The 18,833-nt window shown below is 43.1% G+C and carries 19 protein-coding genes and 1 tRNA gene; 9 read left to right on the top strand and 11 right to left on the bottom strand.

Annotated features, from left to right (window positions below):
- Nucleotides 1-7 precede the first annotated feature (7 nt).
- Both BM008_RS11010 and BM008_RS11005 read left to right on the top strand, forming a co-directional pair.
- Nucleotides 8-1,174 carry an RNA ligase gene (locus BM008_RS11010; RefSeq protein ID WP_091936904.1) on the top strand — a complete coding sequence of 389 codons (1,167 nt, stop codon included), beginning with the start codon at nucleotides 8-10 and terminating at the stop codon, nucleotides 1,172-1,174.
- A 50-nt stretch (nucleotides 1,175-1,224) separates the two neighbouring features.
- Entirely contained in the window at nucleotides 1,225-2,262 is a 1,038-nt protein-coding gene (locus tag BM008_RS11005) for an EF-Tu/IF-2/RF-3 family GTPase (RefSeq protein WP_091936901.1), read from the top strand.
- 25 nt (nucleotides 2,263-2,287) lie between these two features.
- Here the strand turns inward: BM008_RS11005 and BM008_RS11000 are convergent, their stop codons facing one another.
- Together BM008_RS11000 and BM008_RS10995 are read right to left on the bottom strand one after the other, a co-directional pair.
- Nucleotides 2,288-2,794, bottom strand: coding sequence for a hypothetical protein (locus tag BM008_RS11000; RefSeq protein ID WP_091936900.1), 507 nt, complete (start codon nucleotides 2,792-2,794; stop codon nucleotides 2,288-2,290).
- A gap of 12 nt (nucleotides 2,795-2,806) precedes the next feature.
- Nucleotides 2,807-3,550 carry an RAD55 family ATPase gene (locus BM008_RS10995; protein ID WP_091936898.1) on the bottom strand — a complete coding sequence of 248 codons (744 nt, stop codon included), beginning with the start codon at nucleotides 3,548-3,550 and terminating at the stop codon, nucleotides 2,807-2,809.
- Between the two features lie 116 nt (nucleotides 3,551-3,666).
- Between BM008_RS10995 and BM008_RS10990 the strand changes: the two genes are divergently transcribed.
- Entirely contained in the window at nucleotides 3,667-4,692 is a 1,026-nt protein-coding gene (locus BM008_RS10990) for a stage II sporulation protein M (RefSeq protein WP_091936896.1), read from the top strand.
- Between the two features lie 52 nt (nucleotides 4,693-4,744).
- Here the strand turns inward: BM008_RS10990 and BM008_RS10985 are convergent, their stop codons facing one another.
- From BM008_RS10985 to BM008_RS10965, 5 genes are all read right to left on the bottom strand, one after another.
- Nucleotides 4,745-6,259: a S8 family serine peptidase gene (locus BM008_RS10985; RefSeq protein ID WP_091936894.1), complete on the bottom strand. Its 1,515-nt coding sequence runs from the start codon at nucleotides 6,257-6,259 to the stop codon at nucleotides 4,745-4,747.
- A gap of 181 nt (nucleotides 6,260-6,440) precedes the next feature.
- Entirely contained in the window at nucleotides 6,441-6,770 is a 330-nt protein-coding gene (locus BM008_RS10980; RefSeq protein ID WP_091936892.1) for a hypothetical protein, read from the bottom strand.
- Nucleotides 6,771-6,858: 88 nt separating this feature from the next.
- The gene (locus tag BM008_RS10975; RefSeq protein WP_091936890.1) at nucleotides 6,859-7,893 is read right to left on the bottom strand and encodes a methionine synthase; all 1,035 of its coding nucleotides are present in this window, start codon (nucleotides 7,891-7,893) and stop codon (nucleotides 6,859-6,861) included.
- 133 nt (nucleotides 7,894-8,026) lie between these two features.
- Nucleotides 8,027-8,332: a hypothetical protein gene (locus BM008_RS10970; protein WP_091936888.1), complete on the bottom strand. Its 306-nt coding sequence runs from the start codon at nucleotides 8,330-8,332 to the stop codon at nucleotides 8,027-8,029.
- Nucleotides 8,333-8,516: 184 nt separating this feature from the next.
- A complete protein-coding gene (locus BM008_RS10965; protein WP_091936886.1) occupies nucleotides 8,517-10,451 on the bottom strand; it encodes a sodium:solute symporter family protein in 1,935 nt (644 codons plus the stop codon).
- Between the two features lie 302 nt (nucleotides 10,452-10,753).
- Between BM008_RS10965 and BM008_RS10960 the strand changes: the two genes are divergently transcribed.
- The gene (locus BM008_RS10960; protein ID WP_091936884.1) at nucleotides 10,754-12,037 is read left to right on the top strand and encodes a DNA double-strand break repair nuclease NurA; all 1,284 of its coding nucleotides are present in this window, start codon (nucleotides 10,754-10,756) and stop codon (nucleotides 12,035-12,037) included.
- Nucleotides 12,027-13,865, top strand: a complete 1,839-nt coding sequence (locus tag BM008_RS10955) for an ATP-binding protein (protein WP_091936882.1) — start codon at nucleotides 12,027-12,029, stop codon at nucleotides 13,863-13,865. Before BM008_RS10960 ends, BM008_RS10955 begins: the two co-directional genes overlap by 11 nt.
- Nucleotides 13,866-13,926: 61 nt before the next feature.
- Here the strand turns inward: BM008_RS10955 and BM008_RS10950 are convergent, their stop codons facing one another.
- The gene (locus tag BM008_RS10950; protein ID WP_091936881.1) at nucleotides 13,927-14,439 is read right to left on the bottom strand and encodes an RDD family protein; all 513 of its coding nucleotides are present in this window, start codon (nucleotides 14,437-14,439) and stop codon (nucleotides 13,927-13,929) included.
- A 239-nt stretch (nucleotides 14,440-14,678) separates the two neighbouring features.
- Between BM008_RS10950 and BM008_RS10945 the strand changes: the two genes are divergently transcribed.
- Both BM008_RS10945 and BM008_RS10940 read left to right on the top strand, forming a co-directional pair.
- A tRNA-Lys gene (locus tag BM008_RS10945) sits at nucleotides 14,679-14,752 on the top strand.
- Between the two features lie 115 nt (nucleotides 14,753-14,867).
- Nucleotides 14,868-15,038: a ribbon-helix-helix domain-containing protein gene (locus tag BM008_RS10940; protein WP_091936879.1), complete on the top strand. Its 171-nt coding sequence runs from the start codon at nucleotides 14,868-14,870 to the stop codon at nucleotides 15,036-15,038.
- Nucleotides 15,039-15,092: 54 nt separating this feature from the next.
- Here the strand turns inward: BM008_RS10940 and BM008_RS10935 are convergent, their stop codons facing one another.
- The 3 genes from BM008_RS10935 to BM008_RS10925 are packed head-to-tail and all read right to left on the bottom strand — an operon-like array spanning nucleotide 15,093 to nucleotide 16,867.
- Nucleotides 15,093-15,866: a sugar phosphate isomerase/epimerase family protein gene (locus tag BM008_RS10935; RefSeq protein ID WP_091937004.1), complete on the bottom strand. Its 774-nt coding sequence runs from the start codon at nucleotides 15,864-15,866 to the stop codon at nucleotides 15,093-15,095.
- Nucleotides 15,867-15,868: 2 nt separating this feature from the next.
- Nucleotides 15,869-16,312, bottom strand: a complete 444-nt coding sequence (locus BM008_RS10930) for an RNA-binding domain-containing protein (protein WP_091936877.1) — start codon at nucleotides 16,310-16,312, stop codon at nucleotides 15,869-15,871.
- 18 nt (nucleotides 16,313-16,330) lie between these two features.
- A complete protein-coding gene (locus BM008_RS10925; protein ID WP_091936875.1) occupies nucleotides 16,331-16,867 on the bottom strand; it encodes an AAA family ATPase in 537 nt (178 codons plus the stop codon).
- Nucleotides 16,868-17,066: 199 nt separating this feature from the next.
- Here BM008_RS10925 and dusB point away from each other — a divergent pair, with 199 nt between their 5' ends.
- Together dusB and BM008_RS10915 are read left to right on the top strand one after the other, a co-directional pair.
- Nucleotides 17,067-18,023: a tRNA dihydrouridine synthase DusB gene (dusB, locus tag BM008_RS10920; protein ID WP_091936873.1), complete on the top strand. Its 957-nt coding sequence runs from the start codon at nucleotides 17,067-17,069 to the stop codon at nucleotides 18,021-18,023.
- Between the two features lie 267 nt (nucleotides 18,024-18,290).
- Nucleotides 18,291-18,833 carry a pyruvate ferredoxin oxidoreductase subunit gamma gene (locus BM008_RS10915; RefSeq protein WP_091936871.1) on the top strand — a complete coding sequence of 181 codons (543 nt, stop codon included), beginning with the start codon at nucleotides 18,291-18,293 and terminating at the stop codon, nucleotides 18,831-18,833.

Genomic DNA, 18,833 nt, shown 5'->3' with positions numbered 1-18,833 from the left:
TCTGGTAATGAGATACTACCCACAGATAGAAATTGATATTGAGAAGGCGGCAGAGTTCATGGAACTCACGCCTTCCAAACTTGAAGAGATAATTGAGAAAAGGAACCTGAAAAGGAACTGGGACGAATACAATAATATCTATAGGTTCGAAGGACATGCACCACATATGGAAGATGGGACAGTGCTCATCGACCACCATGGATCCTTTGAACTTGTGAGAGGTTTTCCGAAGATCAAGAGGGCAATGCTCCTTGAACCTGCTGTAAAGGAAAGTTTCAGCGGGATAGACATTGTTGCTGTCGAGGAGAAGATGAACGGATATAACGTCCGTGTCATCGAATACAACGGAAAGCTTATCGCTTTTACACGTAGCGGGCATGTATGCCCCTATTCTACCGAAAGGGTACAGAACCTGCTGAAAATGGACATCTTCGCAGACCATCCTGATATTGTGATATATGGAGAGATGGTAGGACCGGAGAATCCGTATGTCCAGAAGCATGTATATGGCATCGATTCGCTGGAATTCTTCGTTTTTGATATAAGATACAAGGATACGGGACAGGCAATACCTGTGACCGAAAGAAGAGAACTTGCAGAGAGATATGGGTTCAAACAGGCAAGACTCTTTGGAGAATTCGCTATCAGTGAAGCATCAGAGAGGATAACTGAAATTATCAGGGAACTTGGTAAAAAAGGACGGGAAGGCGTCGTTATCAAAGATCCGAAGATGGTATTGCAACCAATAAAATACACATGTTCTGAAAGTAATTGTAATGATCTTCGTCAGGCATTCAAATTCTACAATGAAGCTGGAAGAGATTACCTTTTTTCAAGAGTTGTGCGTGAAGGCTTCCAGTCCTATGAATGGAAAGAAAGTGAAGAGGAGTTCAGGGAGCGTTGTCTGAGACTTGGTGAAAGCATACTCAGACCTATGAAAAGCACTATAGAACAGGTAGAGAGCGGCGTAAGGATATCCGATGAGTTCAGGATAAGGGTAAGAGACAGGAATATTATTGACAGGTTCAGGTCATACCTTGAAAGGCTCGGACTGTATGTGATCTTCGAAGAACCTGAAAAAGAAGGTGATGAATATGTCATCAACGTCAGGAAAATGAACAAGAGCACAAATGATAAGACCCTTGCAATGCTAGAAGGGCAGTTGTGGTCATGAAAAAGACATATATCTTAATAGATCGATCATAACACAAAAAGGGTGCCTATATGACAAAAATAGCGATCATCGGAAGTGAGAAGAGCGGTAAGACGACCCTTGCCGGAAAACTTGGAAAGAAAGGTAATGTCACTGACATAACAATGTATGATTTTGCTAAGAATGACAGAATACTCACAACCATAGATGCCACGGGTTATCCGGCATCTGTAAAATCACTGGTCACAGCACTCGATCTTTCTGATATTGCTCTTCTGTGCATCCCACCTGAAGGACTTGATCCCCAGGCTGCTGAATGTATAATCGCACTTGATGTAATGGGATACAAGCACGGTATCGTTGTCCTCACAAAATCAGATACATCATATCCTTTTGCCCTTGATGAGCTAAAAGAGAAGCTCCAGAAAGTAACAACTGGTACTGTCCTTGAGAACTGGGAATACATCACCATCTCCACAACTTCATTTGAAGGTATGGAAGAATTGAAGGAGCTCATATTCACAGTAGGTGACAGGGTCGACAAGGAACAGAGAGAGCTCGACAGCCTTCCTACCCGAACGGTAATAGACCAGTCATTCAATGTGACCGGGATCGGATGTGTTGTTCTTGGAGTTGTGATGCAGGGAACGCTCAATGCTAAAGATAAGATGGTGGCATACCCCGCAAAGAAGGAACTTGAGATCAGGTCCATACAGATGCATGATGTGGATACAAAGTCCGCACCTGCAGGTGCAAGAGTAGGACTTGCTCTTAAAGGAGTTCAATCAAAGGATATAGACAGAGGTTTCATACTCTCTGAGAAAGAGACCGTTGCTACAAATTTCACATTGAAATGTACTCTTTCCCCACTTGCAAGATCATTCAATGTTGATGACATGTTACACCTTTATGTTGGCCTGCAGTCCTCACCGGTCAGAGTGACCGAGATAACTGAAGGTAGTGAAAAGGTTGAAACTGCAGCACCAGGAAAAGAGTATATGCTCCAGCTTGAAGGTTCTAAGGAAATAGCTTACAGCAAAAATGACAGGTTCATCCTTTCAAATCTGGATGAAAAGCAGAGATTCATAGCCTTTGGCTATGAACAATAACTTATTTTGATCATAAACAAACACATCATTTCTTTTTTGGTGTCAGATGCTTGGCACCCTCAAGAAATGAAGGCCTTTCTATGACCTTTGCTCTTTCCACATTATTGGGCAGGTCCACAAGAGTTGGCTGCCGGGTCATATCTGAAGAACCACTGTATGTAGTGTCCAATTTTTTGTAACCGGAACCATTGTACACAGGTGCATCCTGCTTGAGCCTCTCAACTGTAATAGTTGATGGCTTCTCAGGTTTCTCCTTTCCTGTTACCTTGGAAATACCGGTCTTAGTATCACGGTCCTTGGCCTTTGACCCTTCCTCTTTGCCCAGGCTGTAATGGTCCTTTACGAAATCCCTGAGATCATACTCATCAGCGAACTTATAGATCTGCGTAAGTTTCTCCTGAACCCATCCGATCTCAGAATGACGGTGATAACCTACCTCAAACCCCAACCTACGACTTGCATCTGCAAGTTGTACCTTCCCATCTTCCGGAAGTATCTTCTTGTCCTCAGATCTTTTAAATATCTTTACCATATGGCACAACCATCATTCAAGATAACCTTCGATCATCAGTCCTTTCTCACTAAATGAGACGCTTCGCATGTTACAATCATGTTTTGTACCACGCATCTTGATAACCTGAATAGCCCTGGTCATTGTCTTATCATAAAGGAAATTATGCATGAAGATAACACCATGGGCAGCGAACTGCTCTGTAGAATACGCTGTGGGATCTGTCATCTCGGACAGGATCAGTGTCGTACAACCCAGTTTCTTAAGATTGCGTATGAACCTGCTCATCTCTTTTTCCTGCAAAGACAGATCCTTTGTTGTAAATCGGATAGCTGACACCGAGTCGATCACAAGTCTCTTTACATCATATTCCGCTACATAGGCAGCGATCTCTTTGAAAACAATGGAAGGAGAAGGTGCTTCGCTTTCGGTCGAGCTTTGGCCGACGTTATAATCTGTGGTAATGAACTCGTTGATCTCATCCATATAACCATATTCCATACGTGGACCAAGGTCAGCAAATAAGAGCTTCTTCATTTTGATCAATGTAGGAACATTCATGGCATAGTTGGACATGTCATCAATGATGTTCTGGGGACATTCCAATAAGGTCACATATAATCCTACTTCGCCTGTACTTGCTCCCTGAGCGAGGAACTGAACCCCGAATGTTGTTTTTCCACTGCCCGGTGGACCACTTAGAACATAAACCCTATCTGCCAGGAGACCGCCCTGAACCAGATCATCAAATCCATCTATTCCTGTAGGTATCCGCATTTATATACTTCCCAAATATAATGATAGTAATACAGTAATATAGTAATTTAATTATATTAACCTAAAGTATTTCAATGCATCGATATATATATCCAACAACAGCATAAGTGATCTGAATGACAGATGTAGAACAGAGAAATTATGATACATTAAAGGTCGGGACCAGAGATATAAAGTGGGTTACCCGGGTCTTCTTGCTATCGATGATATTTGCATTTACCCTGGGTATTGTCGCCTACATCCTTACACTGACATTTGCAGAACCTGAACCTGTAAGTGAGGCGATCGTAAGTACTGCATCTGCGGCAACTGCCAAGGTCGTTATAACGTCGAACTATATCGATCCAATGTGGGCAATATTCATCTTCAATAGCATTGCAGCTTCGGCCGCAGTTATCGGTAGCGGACTTTTCATAATGGTCCATCACCTGTTGATAGGGGATATTGCAATGAGACCATATCACCGGATATATACCCGTTTCTCCATCCTGTTCGAGCTTGCAATGAGACCATTGTACACCTTGCTTATCAAGATCACAGCCATTGTCGACAGGGACTTCCTGTCCATTAAAAATAGCTATGGAGAAGAAGAGGATACTATCTGGCAATATTGTGGTTATGGCAGGGATGAGTACAGGAAGTTCTCCTACATGCTCCCATTCACAGTTCCACTAATGATATTGATGGTCAATGGAGCCTTAATGGGAATACTCCTTGCGTTCTTCACTTTTAACGGGGCAATGACAGGCTTTGAACTATTTGGAAATAAAGGCATTATCGTTGGTCTGCTCTACAATGTGATCTATTTCTTCATCGCTATAGTCCCTCATGGAATAATAGAGATACCTGCAATTCTGCTGGCAACAGCTATTGGTTACAGATTTGCATATGTGCAGGCCCATGAGGTCATAGATAAAGGACTTTTCAACAAGGACGATATCGAAGAACTCAAAAAAGATGTAGCATACACTTCTGCAGCCGCAAGGGATTACATCCTCTCAAGGTACACATGGAAAATGCTAGGGGTTATTATTCTGATACTGCTTGTTGCAGCGTATATTGAGACATATGTAACATTGGGAATTGCAGATCATGTTATGCAGACAATAGATGAAAAGATAGCTTTTATGTTTGGAAAATGAGGGATACTAAAGGAAAATAGTGGTGATTACACCACTATTTCAAATTCTGGATCTACAGAGTCACGCTTGTTACATAAAAATCAAAGTATGTTGGCTGATAATCATCCTTGAAAGTAAAAACAGGGGATGTGAAAACAGCTGTACCAGCGTAATTTGTTGTTGCCTTGACCATTGTTGAGTCACTGATACCATCATAGATCCATTTTCCACTGACATTAGCTCCCGGAACAGGATCAGTGGTACCTTTATATGTAACATTGACTGTAGCTGTAGCCGACACAAACTTACCACCTGCTTGGCTGTCTTTATCAATATAGGGATCAGACGCTACAAGCTCAGAATCTGTACTGCCCATATCATCGTCTGACAAACTCAAACCGTCAAGTGCAGCACTAGCATCTACAATTCCATAGCCATATGATTCATTATGTTCCTCACCGGAAGCTATCATATAATCGTCTGCTGTGGCATTCAATCTATATCTTACTTCCTTAGGATCCCATTCACCATCTCCATCAAGATCAACACCCGTTCCTGAAGACACATTCGAACTCAGCAATAGTGCTACCACACCTGAAACGTGGGGTGTAGCCATGCTTGTACCCTGCATCTGCCCATATCCACCACCTAAATAAGTTGAAAGAATATTGACGCCTGGTGCTGCCAGTTCAACCTCAGGACCATAGTTAGAAAAATATGCAATATCATCTGCGCTGTCTGTAGCTGAAACAGCGATCACTGAACTGAGAGCAGCTGGATAACTAACAGAGCTGGCCTCATTTCCTGCTGCAGCAACTATCACTATACCGGCATCATATGCAGCCTGACATTCTTCTTCCTGAGATATCGTGTAGCCACCACCTATGCTCATCGAAATTACATCTATATTATTGTTAATAGCCCACTCAATAGCAGCATTTATGTCAGTCACATACCCACTTCCTGAACTATCCAGAGCTTTAAGTGAATAAAGGCTAACATTGGGTGCCACACCAATAACTCCTATTGTGTTATTTACAGCAGCTATTGTTCCAGCTACATGAGTCCCATGACCAGCATCATCTATGTAATCTGAAGTATAACGAACAAAACTCTTCCCACCTGCAACATTAAGATCAGGATGGTCATAATCAATTCCTGTATCAATAACAGCTACTCTTATTCCCGACCCATTGATTGTACTGGGAACTTCATCAGCCTCGATCCTATCAATTCCCCATGGCAAAGATTGAGGAGGTTGATCAGGAATTACCGGGTCATCTGGAATTACAGATGGTTTTTTGCTTACATAAACTTTTAGATCTTCCTCAATGTATGCAATATTAGGATTGTTATTTAGTACATTGATAGCTTCCTCAGGAAGACTTACTGCAATTGCAGGGATGTTATTATACTGATATTTTATGTCGCCACCATGTGCTTTCACAAGTGCAGCATCCGGCTTACCTTTGAAGCCGATGATAACGGGAATCTTTTCATTTGAAGACGATCCAGCAGTTGCCGGCACAATCACCATTGCGATTAAGATTAGCATAGCAACTGCTAGCTTGTATACCATTTTTGTCATATCGTATCACCATACCAACTTATAGTTGTAAGTATGTTCAAGTCGATACTATATACACTTTTTTAATTAGAGCCAAAATTATATAAAAATAAATTAAACTGATTTTATTTGAGATCATAACTAACTCTAAGATAAATAAGGTGGAAATGGTTCAAAGAACCACTGCACTGAATTTTGCTTTTTAACAGGATACCGGGCTTATTACATTGAATTTAAAGAAGCCATCCGGGATGAATCTCGCAGTCTCAAGACGTATCCTGTCAGATGTGAAAGTAACATTACCATCAAAACCTGTTACTCCTACCACTTCCTTATCCGGAACATCATCTATTACCCAGTTCCCACGAACAACAGTTGGAACAAGAATATCCTCACTGGCAACAGTGACCGTAACACTGGACCATGCAAACCTGCCTTTATAGTCAGACTCCGGCATAGGGTCCGAATTTGAACAGATCGGATCAAAAGGACTGAAGAAGAATAGAACCCACTCTATCATGATCCTGACCATGAAAAGAGTTCCACTAAGAGAAAACAAGGGAAGAATCCAGAAAACGAATCTGGATACTTACAAATGGATGATCGGTCTAAAATAATCCTTACAACCCTTTCCTGAAATCATCCATACCCTCTTTAACATTAGAGAATAACTGAGCTGCCATCTCCTGTGATGGCCATGAACCCAGACCACAGTCGGGACCTGCGTACTTTATACTCTCACCGAACATTGAGTAAGCCTTTGAAAGTCTCTTTGAGATGATCTCAGGAGTTTCCATATCATTGATGATCTCGGGGAAGTATTGGGTTTCCTTCCAGACATTGGTGTCATATTTATCGTTAAGCACTGCAACAAGGTTGAAGATATCCGTCCTTGCGATCCCGACCCTCATATAGGAATCACTGTCCTCAAGTTCCTTTTTATCGATAAGGTCAAGATAGGATGGAGTTGCTGCAGATTCGACACCGATGACGCTGATATTCTCGGTCTGGCATGCAAGTTTATAATGCAATGGTGAATGAAGATGGATCTCCACATCGCAACCGGCCTTTCTGGCAGAACTGCATGCAATGTCCATTGCTTTGATAAGGTCATTGTCAGAGAACATGACCTGAGGATTGATACCGATACTTGGCTCATCTATGGAAATTGTCTTTATATTGAAGTCCTTTGCATTTGAAAGTGAGTTCTTCACAAAACGGTCCACACTCTCTCCTAACAGGTTCAGTATATCGACATACTCGGTGCCGCCAAATTCCTTAAGATAGAGTTCAAGAGGACCGGTGACACATACACGGACATCAAGCTTTTCTCCATGTTCTTCCCTGTAGGTCCTGGCAACCTCTTCAATGGCTTCAAGCTCAAGGATACGGGCATCAGATGTCTTTACTTTGAATGGTTCCTCAGTACATTCAGGATCCCTGATAACTGACAGGAACTGCTCATTCATATCCTGATATTGCGGATATGTAGGAACCTCTACACCTGCTTCAACCTTCTTCAGGAAAGCATCATTGATGACCTTGAACAGGTCCTCATCATTTCTCTTCTCTGAGAACTTACCTGCCATCCACTCTTTGGATATACCTGCCGGAAGGGGAAAACTGCCAATATCGTCGAAGATGATCTCTGCCATGCCAGCATTATTGACATGTATTTAACTTATAGGTTTTGAGTGATGACATGTAATAGTAAAAGAAAATGAGAGTTTACACTACCAGAACAATTACCCAAAAAGAAAAGGGGATAAAAACGGCTAGTATACCGCTTTATTTCTTAAGTGCAGAGCTGATCTTTGACATGTAATAATTTATACATGTCTGGGAATAATCCAGTGACTTTGATGACATATGTGAGATGATATCATTTGGATCTCTCTCGGCCTTCCTGGTCTCTGCAGGAATACCATACATGTCCCGGTGGTTGGAAACCTTTTGGAGCATCACGTTCTGAAGTTCCACTACATCGAGCTTTTCTTCAGTGCTCAGCTTTTCAAAGTCTTCCTTCAATGATCGGATCTTATCTCTGTTCTCTTCAGTCATTTCAATGTTCAGTATAGGATTTTTGATTTCCATTGGTACCACATTTTATATTATGGAATTTGCCATAGATATAAGTTCTGAATATTATAGGTCCATAATATATATGAAGTAAATAAATATCTGAAAATGTTATTTATTTAACTCAAAATAAAATACAGAAGAAAAAATAGTTACTCCGGAACCTGTCCGGAGCTTAAGAACGAAACTATACTGGATCTCAGTTATCCCCTGATGGCAGGGTCATTAACAGACCGACATTTGCCAGTGCCTCTGCAACCTGCTTGAAGGCTATCAGGAATTCCTTGACACTAAGATCAAGATCTGAGGCCATTGGTTCTGCTGCGAACCAGAGTTCTTTCTCACTGTCACCACGGGTAAGTGAGACACATGCCAGCATATCTGCTTTTGTCAATCTGTAAACAGAGTCCTTTCCGGCTGGAGTTACCCATGATGGATGGATCTCCTTAAGCTCGGTAATGAACCTGTCCCAGTTTATAGTTGCAGATGCCTCTAGGTTCAACTTGACGATCGCACGGTCTCCTGTAACCTCCTTCTCAATTACATCAAGAAGCTTCTTGTACTCAAGATCGGACTCATCCACGATCATAGCCTCTTTCTCCAGTTTCTCTGCCTCATCAGGGAAGAACGGAGCAAGGTTTACAGTACTGGATGGTTTTGTTGCCAGTGACACACCGAAGAAAGCTATTCCACTTGCAAGCATTCCCACAATGACACCGTGGTTAGAGAGCACAGGGTGGATCGAATCAAGGTAGGCCAGTGCGAATGGCTCAGTATTTGCCAGGTCCACAGCTGTCAGACCGATCTGCACGATAGCACCAACGATAAGTCCTGCAAGAGCACCTTGCTTGGTTGCACGCTTCCAGTAAAGACCTCCCATGAGAGGGAAGAAATAGGATGCACTTGCAATGAAGGTTGCAATGTGGATAACATCGATTATACTGTCAATGTAGAAAGAAAGTACAGTTGCCAGTGCGACGATGATCAGGACACTTATCCTGTTTATTTTCATCATCTGTTTCATGGTTGCATCAGGTTTTATGTATCTCTGATAGATGTCACGTGAAAGACAGGAACCACCTGATGTTGCAAAGGTATCAGCAGAGGACATTGCAGCTGCTGCAAGACCGACTGCACAAAGACCGATCGCAATTGGTGAAAGAGTGCTTACAATGTAGACAAGAAGAGCGGGTTCTGCTGCCGCCATTGCACCCATTCCGATATCTGCAAATGAAGCCGGTATCTCAGGATAGATGTGGTTAAGACTTATCGCGATAGCAGTACATGCTACACCGAAGATAAGGAAAATGAGGAATGAACCAAGGACCATACCAAGCCTTGCTGACCTCTCATCCTTTGCTGCCCAGATCCTTTGCCATGGGTCCTGCTCTGTGATCCATCCTGGGATGATGGCGAATATAGCTATCAGGACCGCCGGGATACCTACAACGAACGGATTCCACCATCCTGAAGGTACATCACCGAAAAGATCGGATGTTGTCATAGCAGTTGCATCAGCAGAACCTGATGTTGCTGCAGTTACAAGTACAAAGGCGATTATGATCGAGAAGGTTGCAAGCATTATGAACTGGATCATATCTGTCCAGATAACTGCTGAGAAACCACCAAGGGTCACATATACTGAGATCGCAAGAGCGACGATGGCTGCTGCATAGATCGGTTCAAGACCGAAGAAGATACTGAGTACAAGTGAAAAACCTTTGATATCAGCAACCGCGAAAAGAGCCATTACTATTGCAATGATAATTGCTACAGGACCACGGATAGCACTGCTGAACCTCTGTTCCAGGAGTTCTGGCTGTGTGATCGCTGGCAGATGCTTTATCTTACCAACGAAAAGGGCGATAAGAAGCAATGCAAGGATATTAGGGGCTACAAAGCTCCATATGGAACCCATTCCAAGCACCATGTAAAGACCGATAACTGCCAGGATACCTCCTGCCGTCATCCACGATGATGCTGCCGAGAAACCAATTCCTACAGCACTTATTTTACGACCTGCGAGCCAGAAATCTGTCACAGACCTCTGACGTTTAGTGAAATACAATCCTATACCGATCAGCCCTAACAAGTAGACTGCCATCAATATAAGGAATATTTGATAACTTTCCATAACTACTACCTCTCTTTATAAATAAGAATGAAACTCCAATAGAAACACTATCGAAGAGCTTTATATATGTAACATAACTCTTATTGGATTACTATATAAGGGTTTTCAAAAAATATAGTTTACCTTTAATCAACTTTATTTAACCTTATATTCCAAACACACTCTTTCAGCACTTATTTAGTTTTCCGACTATTTTTGAAAGAAAAAATAAAATTGATTTCCATACATGAACACCACAGGATCATTTCAAATTGTGACCATCGATACAAAATAATATTATCATTCAGATACTATTCCATACCATGACCCTTGAACCGGTTCACATAAAAGAGATACATGAGATGGTCGATCGCATCGATGTCTGCTTCAAAAAGGATGACAACGATAATGACGATACTGAAAGGATATCCAATATCCTTGAGCGTCTCAGGAAACTGGAATATGATGGTAAGGTAGTCCTGAGATCGATCGGACCGGTGACACGCGGGAAAGCAAGTATCGAGAGGATGCTACAGGCAGAAGACCCTTTTCCATTAACATATTCATGCGACAGTGGAAGTACCACTGCAAAGACATTCGATAACGGACTTTATGTCGATCTCTGCCACTGTGCCATGGCAAGCACTCCTTCTGACCTCGATATACATGACAAGAGGACCATAGTGGCAGCAGCATACACTTCCAGCGAAAAAGTGTATATCAATACAAGCAAGGACTGGGAATCCTTTGATAACGGTTCAGGAAGAAAGAAGATAATCCGAATCCAGCCGGGCCTGCTTAAAAAGAAGGTAACGGATATCCTGCACGATGTGGCACTTTACCTGAGTGAGTCAGAGCACATACTCTGGATGCTTGAACGACTGGAAAGTGAGAGTTTCTTCATAATGGACGGTCCTATCTATCCTAAAAGGGTCATGTACTGGATGGTAGTGAATTCCGATGAGGTGGACATAAGAACGGACCCAAGTGGCAGAAAGATAATCCAGAACTATATCGATATAATGGACCATCATATCGAAAAGAAAAAGCCTCTGGTGGGATTTGTCAAGAACCCTGAGGACATCCAGATAATGCTGGCACTCAAAAAGCATGATCCCGGAATCGATATTCCATGGCTTGTAGATGCACAGTTCTTCAAGAATGCCCTGTCTCTTGAAAGAACGGGAATGGACCGAAGAGCAACTGGCAGATATATCACCTACACTAACTGGTTCGTTCAGCCAAACCAGTTCTACGAGAAGATGCTAAAGTCAACATCTCCACTGGTAGCAGATCTTGCTACCGGTAAATTCGACGCAGAGGATTATGCGCTCAGTTTCTTCATGGTATTTGTCCCCAAGCTCAACACAATGTTCAAGATCGAATCACCCTACGGACTTGTGAAGAACGACGACATGAGGAACATGATAACAAGGAAGGTGCTCTACGATCTGGCACTGAACGGCATACCAAAGACCCTGTCAAAAGCAGATACGATAGCAAAGATACCTGTCCCGGAAAGAAAACATATAATAGACAGGTTCAGGAACTCCAGAATAGATACAAATTATAATGATACCAGGTGGGATGAGAAATATGAGAGATGAGGATATACTTTCTTTTGCAAGGGACAGGGAAACTACAGATAACAAAGCTGAGAAAGAAGCAAAAGCTGATGTTGCTGCAGGTGTGGAAGAAGAAAAGGAGATGTTCGAGGATTTCGAACCGGGGCCTGCCGTTCCATCACAAAGTGAGAATGGTGTATCAGATGAGGCATTTGGAATAATAACAACTGGTATCGATCCCCTGGAGATCACTGAAGCAGGTGCAAGGATCACCGGATACATCACAACTTCCCATCGCCAGAAAGTGAGACTTGGAACCTATGTCATGGTCCCATACGGAGATGAGGACCTGTTCGCAAGGATATGGAAACTCCAGTACTTGCAGGAATTCGCAGTTGACGATGCTACAGAGATACATTCCAGAAGGATGCTGAAGTCCAATACCACCGATGAGGTGGATTACAAGTTCCTGGCATACCTTGACCCTACATGCATCCTTTACGAGCCCAATGGTAAAGGTACAGGGCTTTCCAGAAGAATGAGCGACAGGATACCACGTCCCAACACTCCGATACTACCAGTCACTGATAAGAAGAAGATACAGACAGGTCTCAATATACCGGAGGAAGGGATATTCATGGGACACCTGAGCGTTGGTGGTGAGCTTGTCAGGACACATGCAGTACCTCCTACAGTTCCATATTACATGAGAAATGACTACTCAATGGGTGATCCGCTGATATTCAGACACATGCTGGTCTGTGGTAGTACTGGTACAGGAAAGACCTTCCTGACAAAGAATATACTGCGTCAATTCATGAGCGAAGACAATCGCTACAAGCTTCGTGGCTCTGAGGAAAGGAGGAATCCATGTCTTGTGGTGATGGACCCGCAGGATGAGTATTCCCAGTTGTTCGAGGACAACCCAGAGATAACAGATGAGGATGATTTCAAATTCAGGGCTGAGAAGGTCAATTTCGGTGCCTGCAGGAATACGAAGACCTTTGTAGCCAAGATCAATGGTGAAGGCTACACAGGCAGGTCAAGGGCAGAACAGATAGAGTTCACTATCCCATTCGAGATGGTACGTAATAATTCATGGCTCATAGCACCTGTTGGTATGACAGAGCTGCAATATGTGGGCATAGATGTGCTTCTTGAGGATTACTTCAAAAAGGGCGGAAAACACACATACATTGGTTTTACTGACTTTATCGATGATGATATCACAAGGAACTATTACACTGAGGAAACACACAAGATACACGAATCATCGTATGATGGTATCGTACGCAGGGTAAAGAACCGTGCCCTTGCAAAAGTGTTCGACCAGCCTGCAAGACCGATCTCCGAGATGCTTGAGCAGATATTCAAACCGGGACAGGTCAGTGTGTTCCCCACAGAGTACATCACTAACACACGTATACGTGATATCATAACCCTCACTTTGATGAGCCTGATAGTTGATAACAAACTGAGCACTTCAGGTGAGGCTGCCGTAAAGGACACGCCTATCATTCTTGGACTTGATGAAGCACACCGCTATCTTGCAAAGGCAGGCGGAGAGCATTCAAGGAGGCTCATCTCCAAGTTCGCCGACGCTGCACGTCAGGGAAGAAAGGAAGGTCTGGGACTTTTCCTGATCACACAGGACCCACAGGACATTGATGACACGATCTTCAAGCAGATCAACACTCGAGTTATCCTCAATCTCAGCAACGATGCTGCGATCAGTACAATGAAGGTTAAAAAAGAGTTTGAGAAACGTATCCCATACCTCAAGAAAGGACAGATGATCATTCAGAGTCCTGATAACAGTGACATGGTCGAGATAATGGGACTTTCACGGTGTGTTGTGAAGCATATCTGAAATTACTGGGATCTGGCTGGGATAAAAAACAATAAAAAATAGTAGCTTCCATCATGGAAGCTTACTTATTATATACAACATAGGTCTGTGCTATCATATCATAGAGACCCTGCTTCTTTTCGGAGAAGATTATAGCAAAGTATCCAAGACCAAGCATGAGACCTGTTATGATCTTAGTTATATATCTGAGAATGGCCTTTCCAAACGATATTCTATTGCCCTCTATATCTACTACTTTGATCCCCAGAGCCTGCTTACCAAAGGTTGCCTGCTTTTCTGAGCTTTCAAGACCGGCAAAGTAAAGAATGCCTATTCCAAGGGACAGGGCATAGGATATTGCAATACCTGTAAAGACCGCATCTCCAAAAGCCATCATTACGGCTGTAGTAACAATGTATGTAACAATGTTCAATATGACCGCATCGACTATCGCTGCAGCAAGCCTTGGCCAGAAGCCAACATAAGGGAAGTCACCGGAAAGTGTGGAAGATATTCCTCCTCTCAGGCTATTACCACATGTACTGCATGAGACCGCAGTATCCTCGTTAAAATTACCACAATGGGGACAATACATTATAAAAACTCCAACAAACTGACTGCATTTATTTATACATAAGTGTTTCTATTTTAACAGGTATTTCCCTTAATTGAGAAAAAACTGATCCATAACTAAGATATCTGCTTCTGAATTGAAAAAAATATAGGAAATAACTCTTAAATGGAGGCAAAATATCTGCTTTTTACCTGTTTCACCGAAACGTATATATCAGGCTAGTACGTATGGGTGTCTCGCTCAACTGAGCAGAACAACGCGGGCCGGTAGCTTAGCCAGGCAGAGCGACGGACTCTTAATCCGTAGGCCAAGGGTTCAACTCCCTTCCGGCTCGCATCTTATAATATTACTGTTTCTAACTCTTTTATCCATCGAAATGTTTCTTACTTCTAAAAGATTAAATCCCATTAGACTAATCTATCTTCGTTCTCAAAGACGGAAGTATAACTATGCCAAAAGTGAGTGTTGATATCCCACAGGAGCTTCTTGATGACCTTAGCAGGCACATAGGAGATAACAAGAAGTTCGTTACACAGGCCGATGCCATAAGGACAGCATTACGAAAGATGCTGGACCAGCTTGACGATATAGACCGCAGGCATGGCAGACTGGATGAATAAAAAGAAAAATATACACCTTATTTTGTGATCAGTTCACACTTTCATGTTCGGTGATCAGAGACCTTTCAAAAACTCGATACACTGCCTACCCTCATCAAGACTACCCATCTCAGTAACAAGCCTGCCTTTGTAATCTGAGATACTACCCATGAACTTTTTCCAGTCGATGCTGCCCTGTCCAAGAGGAAGGTGCTCATCATGGGCTCCGTGGTTGTCATGGATGTGCATGTGCTTTATCTTACCGAGGCACTTCTCTACGAACTCATCCACAAGTCCCATTGTGTTGGCGTGTCCGACATCAAGGGTCATTCCAACATTTTCCCTGTCCACCTGTTCCATTATCTCAAGCATCTCATCAGGGACCTTTCCGTAGATCTTCGGGATATCCGGCATGTTCTCAACAGCAATGAGAATGCCTCTGTCCGATGCAAAGTCACATAGTCTCTGAACTGATCCGATGTTGACCTCCCAGGCCCTGTCAGGGACCTGATTGCCATATGGAGAAAGATAACCCGGGTGCAGCACTGCAAGCTCCACGATATCTGATGCCATTTCCAGATAATATTCCATCTGACGCATCACTTCATCGTGTATCCCTGTGTTAAGACCTGCCAGGTTCATATCTGAGAACGGCAGGTGCATTGTAAGAGTAAGGTTGGTTGTATCAGTTATGTCACGAACCTGCCGGATGTTCTCATCATTGAGGCATTGTGAGCCTTCCTGTACAATTTCCCAGCCGGTATATCCGATATCCTCAAGCTTGTAAGCCCAGTTGAACGGATCTTCCACCGCTGCACGTGATGAGAAGCTCAGGTTCCTGACATTCATATTCATACATCCTTTATATCCATTTCAAAATCAGGAACCCCCGCCTCTGTTGGAGGTGTAAGCCAGTCGAAGAACCTCTCCATTTCTGACGTATCATCTGCTTCGATGGTCACATCTATAGAGCCAAGGGGTTCTGCCTGAGCCGGATAGTTCAGGCGTCCAACAGTAGCTACCTGTTTACTGATGATGAAAGATGTTTCCAGACCATCCTCTGATAGACCCACATTGAGTCTTGTACGGGAGGTATCGATTATCTCTTCTTCCCTGATCATATGGTGGATGTTCTTAAGACCATAGATATCACTTTCACCTATGAACTGGCCACTCTTTTCTGGCATTTCCTCGTAATCGAAGTCGATATCAGGGAATAACTGGCTCAGAGCAGAGGAGACCTTATCCTTGCTCTCTGTGGGATTGACAACCACTGAAACTGTAACCTTTATCATAATAACTGGTCCTGCTACTTATTCCACAAGTGCTGTGATCTTTTTTCTGAACTCCTCAAGGGTGCTGTTGTTCTCGACAACAAGGTCAGCGATCTCCATGGCTTCACCCATACCCCATCCAAGTTCACGATCATCCCTGACCTTAAGCTCACTGATGTCCTTCATATCATCACATCTCTTACGTGCAAGAACACGATCGAACCTGATCTCAAGAGGAGAATCCACGGACACAAGTGTAAAATCATCTCCGAATGCCTCTTTAAAAAGCTCTACTTCGGGAACACTGCGAACACCATCTATTCCGATGAAATCCTCATCTGCATCCCTGATCTTTGGGATACATCTCTTTGCAACGGCATCTCTGCCTTCTTTCTCACGAAGGTCAGTTCCGACACCACCTGTATTGGCATCAGTAGGTTCCAGTCCCCTTCGGACGACCTCTTCCCTGATCACATCTCCCATATTGATAACAGTGATACCTGCGCGGCGAAGAACGGATGCTGCCTCTGATTTGCCCGAGGCCGGCATTCCAACAAAAGCTAAGATCTTAGTCATAGATGAACCTGTTCTATTTTGTGTATTTGTAGTTAAGGAATAAGAGTTACTTCAAGTAATTTCAATAGATTTTTCCATACATCCTACTTATATATTAGTATACCCTTCGATAGAACGATCCCTGTTAATATCACAAATATACCTACATCCAAAAAACACGTGCCATTGAACTGCTAATGGCACCAGCAACACGATCCCTATGAAAATTGCAGATCTTAAGATCCCCGGAAATATCCTGCTGGCTCCAATGGCAAACGTTACCAATCTGCCGTTCCGCCTTATGTGCAAAAGATATGGAGCATCTATTACATACTCAGAAATGATCAGTGCAGACGCTGTCATATACGAGAATGAAAAGACACTCAGTCGTGGTATGAGCTGTGAGGATGAGCGACCATTAGGGATCCAGATATTCGGAAACTCACCGGAAATTATGACAAAGGCTGCCCTTCGGATAGAGGAGATATACCAGCCTGAGATCATCGACATAAACTTTGGCTGCCCTGCAAGACTTCTTACAAAGGATGGTTGCGGATCTGCTCTTCTAAGATCCCCGGAACTGATACATGAGATCGTAAAGGAACTCTCAGATGATCTCTCCACTCCTGTCACTGCCAAGATACGCATCCTTGAGGATATGGAGAAGACACTGGAGATAGCTCATCTGATAGAGAGTGCAGGGGCTTCTGCGATCACTGTTCACGGAAGAACAAGGCAACAGCAATATTCAGGCAAGGCGAACCATGACTATGTGAGGAGGATAAAGCAGGAACTGAGCATACCTGTGATCGCCAATGGGGATGTCGTTGATGAGATATCTGCAAAGCAGATACTTGAATATACTGAGTGTGACGGTATAATGATCGGCAGAGCTGCAATGGGCAATCCTTTCCTTTTCAAGCGTATATCCCATTTCCTTGAGACCGGGGAAATGCTGGAATACAATAAATGTAGCCAGAGAATTACAGATCTCCGGGAATACTTCAGGCTTCTGGAAGAGTATGATCTGATGCATACGGTACACATAAAGGCGCAAGCACAATGGTTCACCCGTGGGATGAGAAATGGCAGACATATAAGGAGAAGTATTTCAGAGTCTGATACTATTGAAGATATCCTGCAAAGTCTGGATGAAATGTGTAAACATGCCGATTGATACTTTTTATTAGACCATCTGGCTTATTTTAATTTTTCACTTTTTATTAAAGTCTGTGTAATTAACGGTGTAAAATACCGAAAGACTAAATAGTAATTAATAGATTCTACACAATTAAACATTGCATTTAACGTCAGTTGACGAAAAATACGGTGCTTTTTAGGCACTATTCTTCGACACAGTACGGCAGTGTTACCGATAAAAACGTTTGCTATCGGAATAAATTGTTATATTTGTTATTTACACACGGTTTATGGAGAATTCTAGATGAAAGAAATACGAATACACGGTCGAGGTGGACAGGGCTCTGTCACAGCTGCTGAACTTTTGGCCGTTGCTGCTTTTGCAGACGGGAAATTCAGCCAGGCCTTCCCCGCATTCGGAGTGGAAAGGAGGGGAGCACCGGTCCAGGCATTCACAAGGATCAACGATGAACCCATCAGGCTCAGAAGCCAGATCTACGAACCAGACTATGTTATAGTACAGGACCCAACACTCCTTGAAGTCGTGGACGTTGCAAGTGGTCTTAAGGAAGACGGCATACTTATTATCAACAGTGATTTCGATGCTGACAAGTTCGACATCGACACAAAGGCAAAGATAATGACAGTGAATGCAACAAAGATCGCACTGGACATTATCGGCAGACCTATCGTTAATACCGTCCTTCTTGGTGCTTTTGCAGGTGCAACAGGCGAGATACAGCCTGAATCCATTATGGAAGCTGTAAAAGAAAGGTTCCCTGGCAAAGTCGGAGACAAGAACGCTGAAGCGATCCAGGAAGCATACAATATGATGAAGGAGGCTTAA

This window comes from Methanolobus profundi, assembly GCF_900114835.1.
Taxonomy (GTDB): domain Archaea; phylum Halobacteriota; class Methanosarcinia; order Methanosarcinales; family Methanosarcinaceae; genus Methanolobus; species Methanolobus profundi.
This window is presented reverse-complemented; position numbering and strand designations above follow the sequence as displayed.

What these genes read in the sequence shown, in the direction of transcription:
- BM008_RS10915 (WP_091936871.1), top strand. Translation starts at nt 18,291, where the DNA reads ATGAAAGAAATACGAATACACGGTCGAGGTGGACAGGGCTCTGTCACA.
- BM008_RS10980 (WP_091936892.1), bottom strand. Translation starts at nt 6,770, where the DNA reads ATGGTCAGGATCATGATAGAGTGGGTTCTATTCTTCTTCAGTCCTTTT.
- BM008_RS10990 (WP_091936896.1), top strand. Translation starts at nt 3,667, where the DNA reads ATGACAGATGTAGAACAGAGAAATTATGATACATTAAAGGTCGGGACC.
- BM008_RS11005 (WP_091936901.1), top strand. Translation starts at nt 1,225, where the DNA reads ATGACAAAAATAGCGATCATCGGAAGTGAGAAGAGCGGTAAGACGACC.
- BM008_RS10970 (WP_091936888.1), bottom strand. Translation starts at nt 8,332, where the DNA reads ATGGAAATCAAAAATCCTATACTGAACATTGAAATGACTGAAGAGAAC.
- BM008_RS10955 (WP_091936882.1), top strand. Translation starts at nt 12,027, where the DNA reads ATGAGAGATGAGGATATACTTTCTTTTGCAAGGGACAGGGAAACTACA.
- BM008_RS10995 (WP_091936898.1), bottom strand. Translation starts at nt 3,550, where the DNA reads ATGCGGATACCTACAGGAATAGATGGATTTGATGATCTGGTTCAGGGC.
- BM008_RS11010 (WP_091936904.1), top strand. Translation starts at nt 8, where the DNA reads ATGAGATACTACCCACAGATAGAAATTGATATTGAGAAGGCGGCAGAG.
- BM008_RS11000 (WP_091936900.1), bottom strand. Translation starts at nt 2,794, where the DNA reads ATGGTAAAGATATTTAAAAGATCTGAGGACAAGAAGATACTTCCGGAA.
- BM008_RS10960 (WP_091936884.1), top strand. Translation starts at nt 10,754, where the DNA reads ATGACCCTTGAACCGGTTCACATAAAAGAGATACATGAGATGGTCGAT.
- BM008_RS10965 (WP_091936886.1), bottom strand. Translation starts at nt 10,451, where the DNA reads ATGGAAAGTTATCAAATATTCCTTATATTGATGGCAGTCTACTTGTTA.
- BM008_RS10950 (WP_091936881.1), bottom strand. Translation starts at nt 14,439, where the DNA reads ATGTATTGTCCCCATTGTGGTAATTTTAACGAGGATACTGCGGTCTCA.
- BM008_RS10975 (WP_091936890.1), bottom strand. Translation starts at nt 7,893, where the DNA reads ATGGCAGAGATCATCTTCGACGATATTGGCAGTTTTCCCCTTCCGGCA.
- BM008_RS10930 (WP_091936877.1), bottom strand. Translation starts at nt 16,312, where the DNA reads ATGATAAAGGTTACAGTTTCAGTGGTTGTCAATCCCACAGAGAGCAAG.
- BM008_RS10940 (WP_091936879.1), top strand. Translation starts at nt 14,868, where the DNA reads ATGCCAAAAGTGAGTGTTGATATCCCACAGGAGCTTCTTGATGACCTT.
- BM008_RS10925 (WP_091936875.1), bottom strand. Translation starts at nt 16,867, where the DNA reads ATGACTAAGATCTTAGCTTTTGTTGGAATGCCGGCCTCGGGCAAATCA.
- BM008_RS10935 (WP_091937004.1), bottom strand. Translation starts at nt 15,866, where the DNA reads ATGAATGTCAGGAACCTGAGCTTCTCATCACGTGCAGCGGTGGAAGAT.
- dusB (WP_091936873.1), top strand. Translation starts at nt 17,067, where the DNA reads ATGAAAATTGCAGATCTTAAGATCCCCGGAAATATCCTGCTGGCTCCA.
- BM008_RS10985 (WP_091936894.1), bottom strand. Translation starts at nt 6,259, where the DNA reads ATGACAAAAATGGTATACAAGCTAGCAGTTGCTATGCTAATCTTAATC.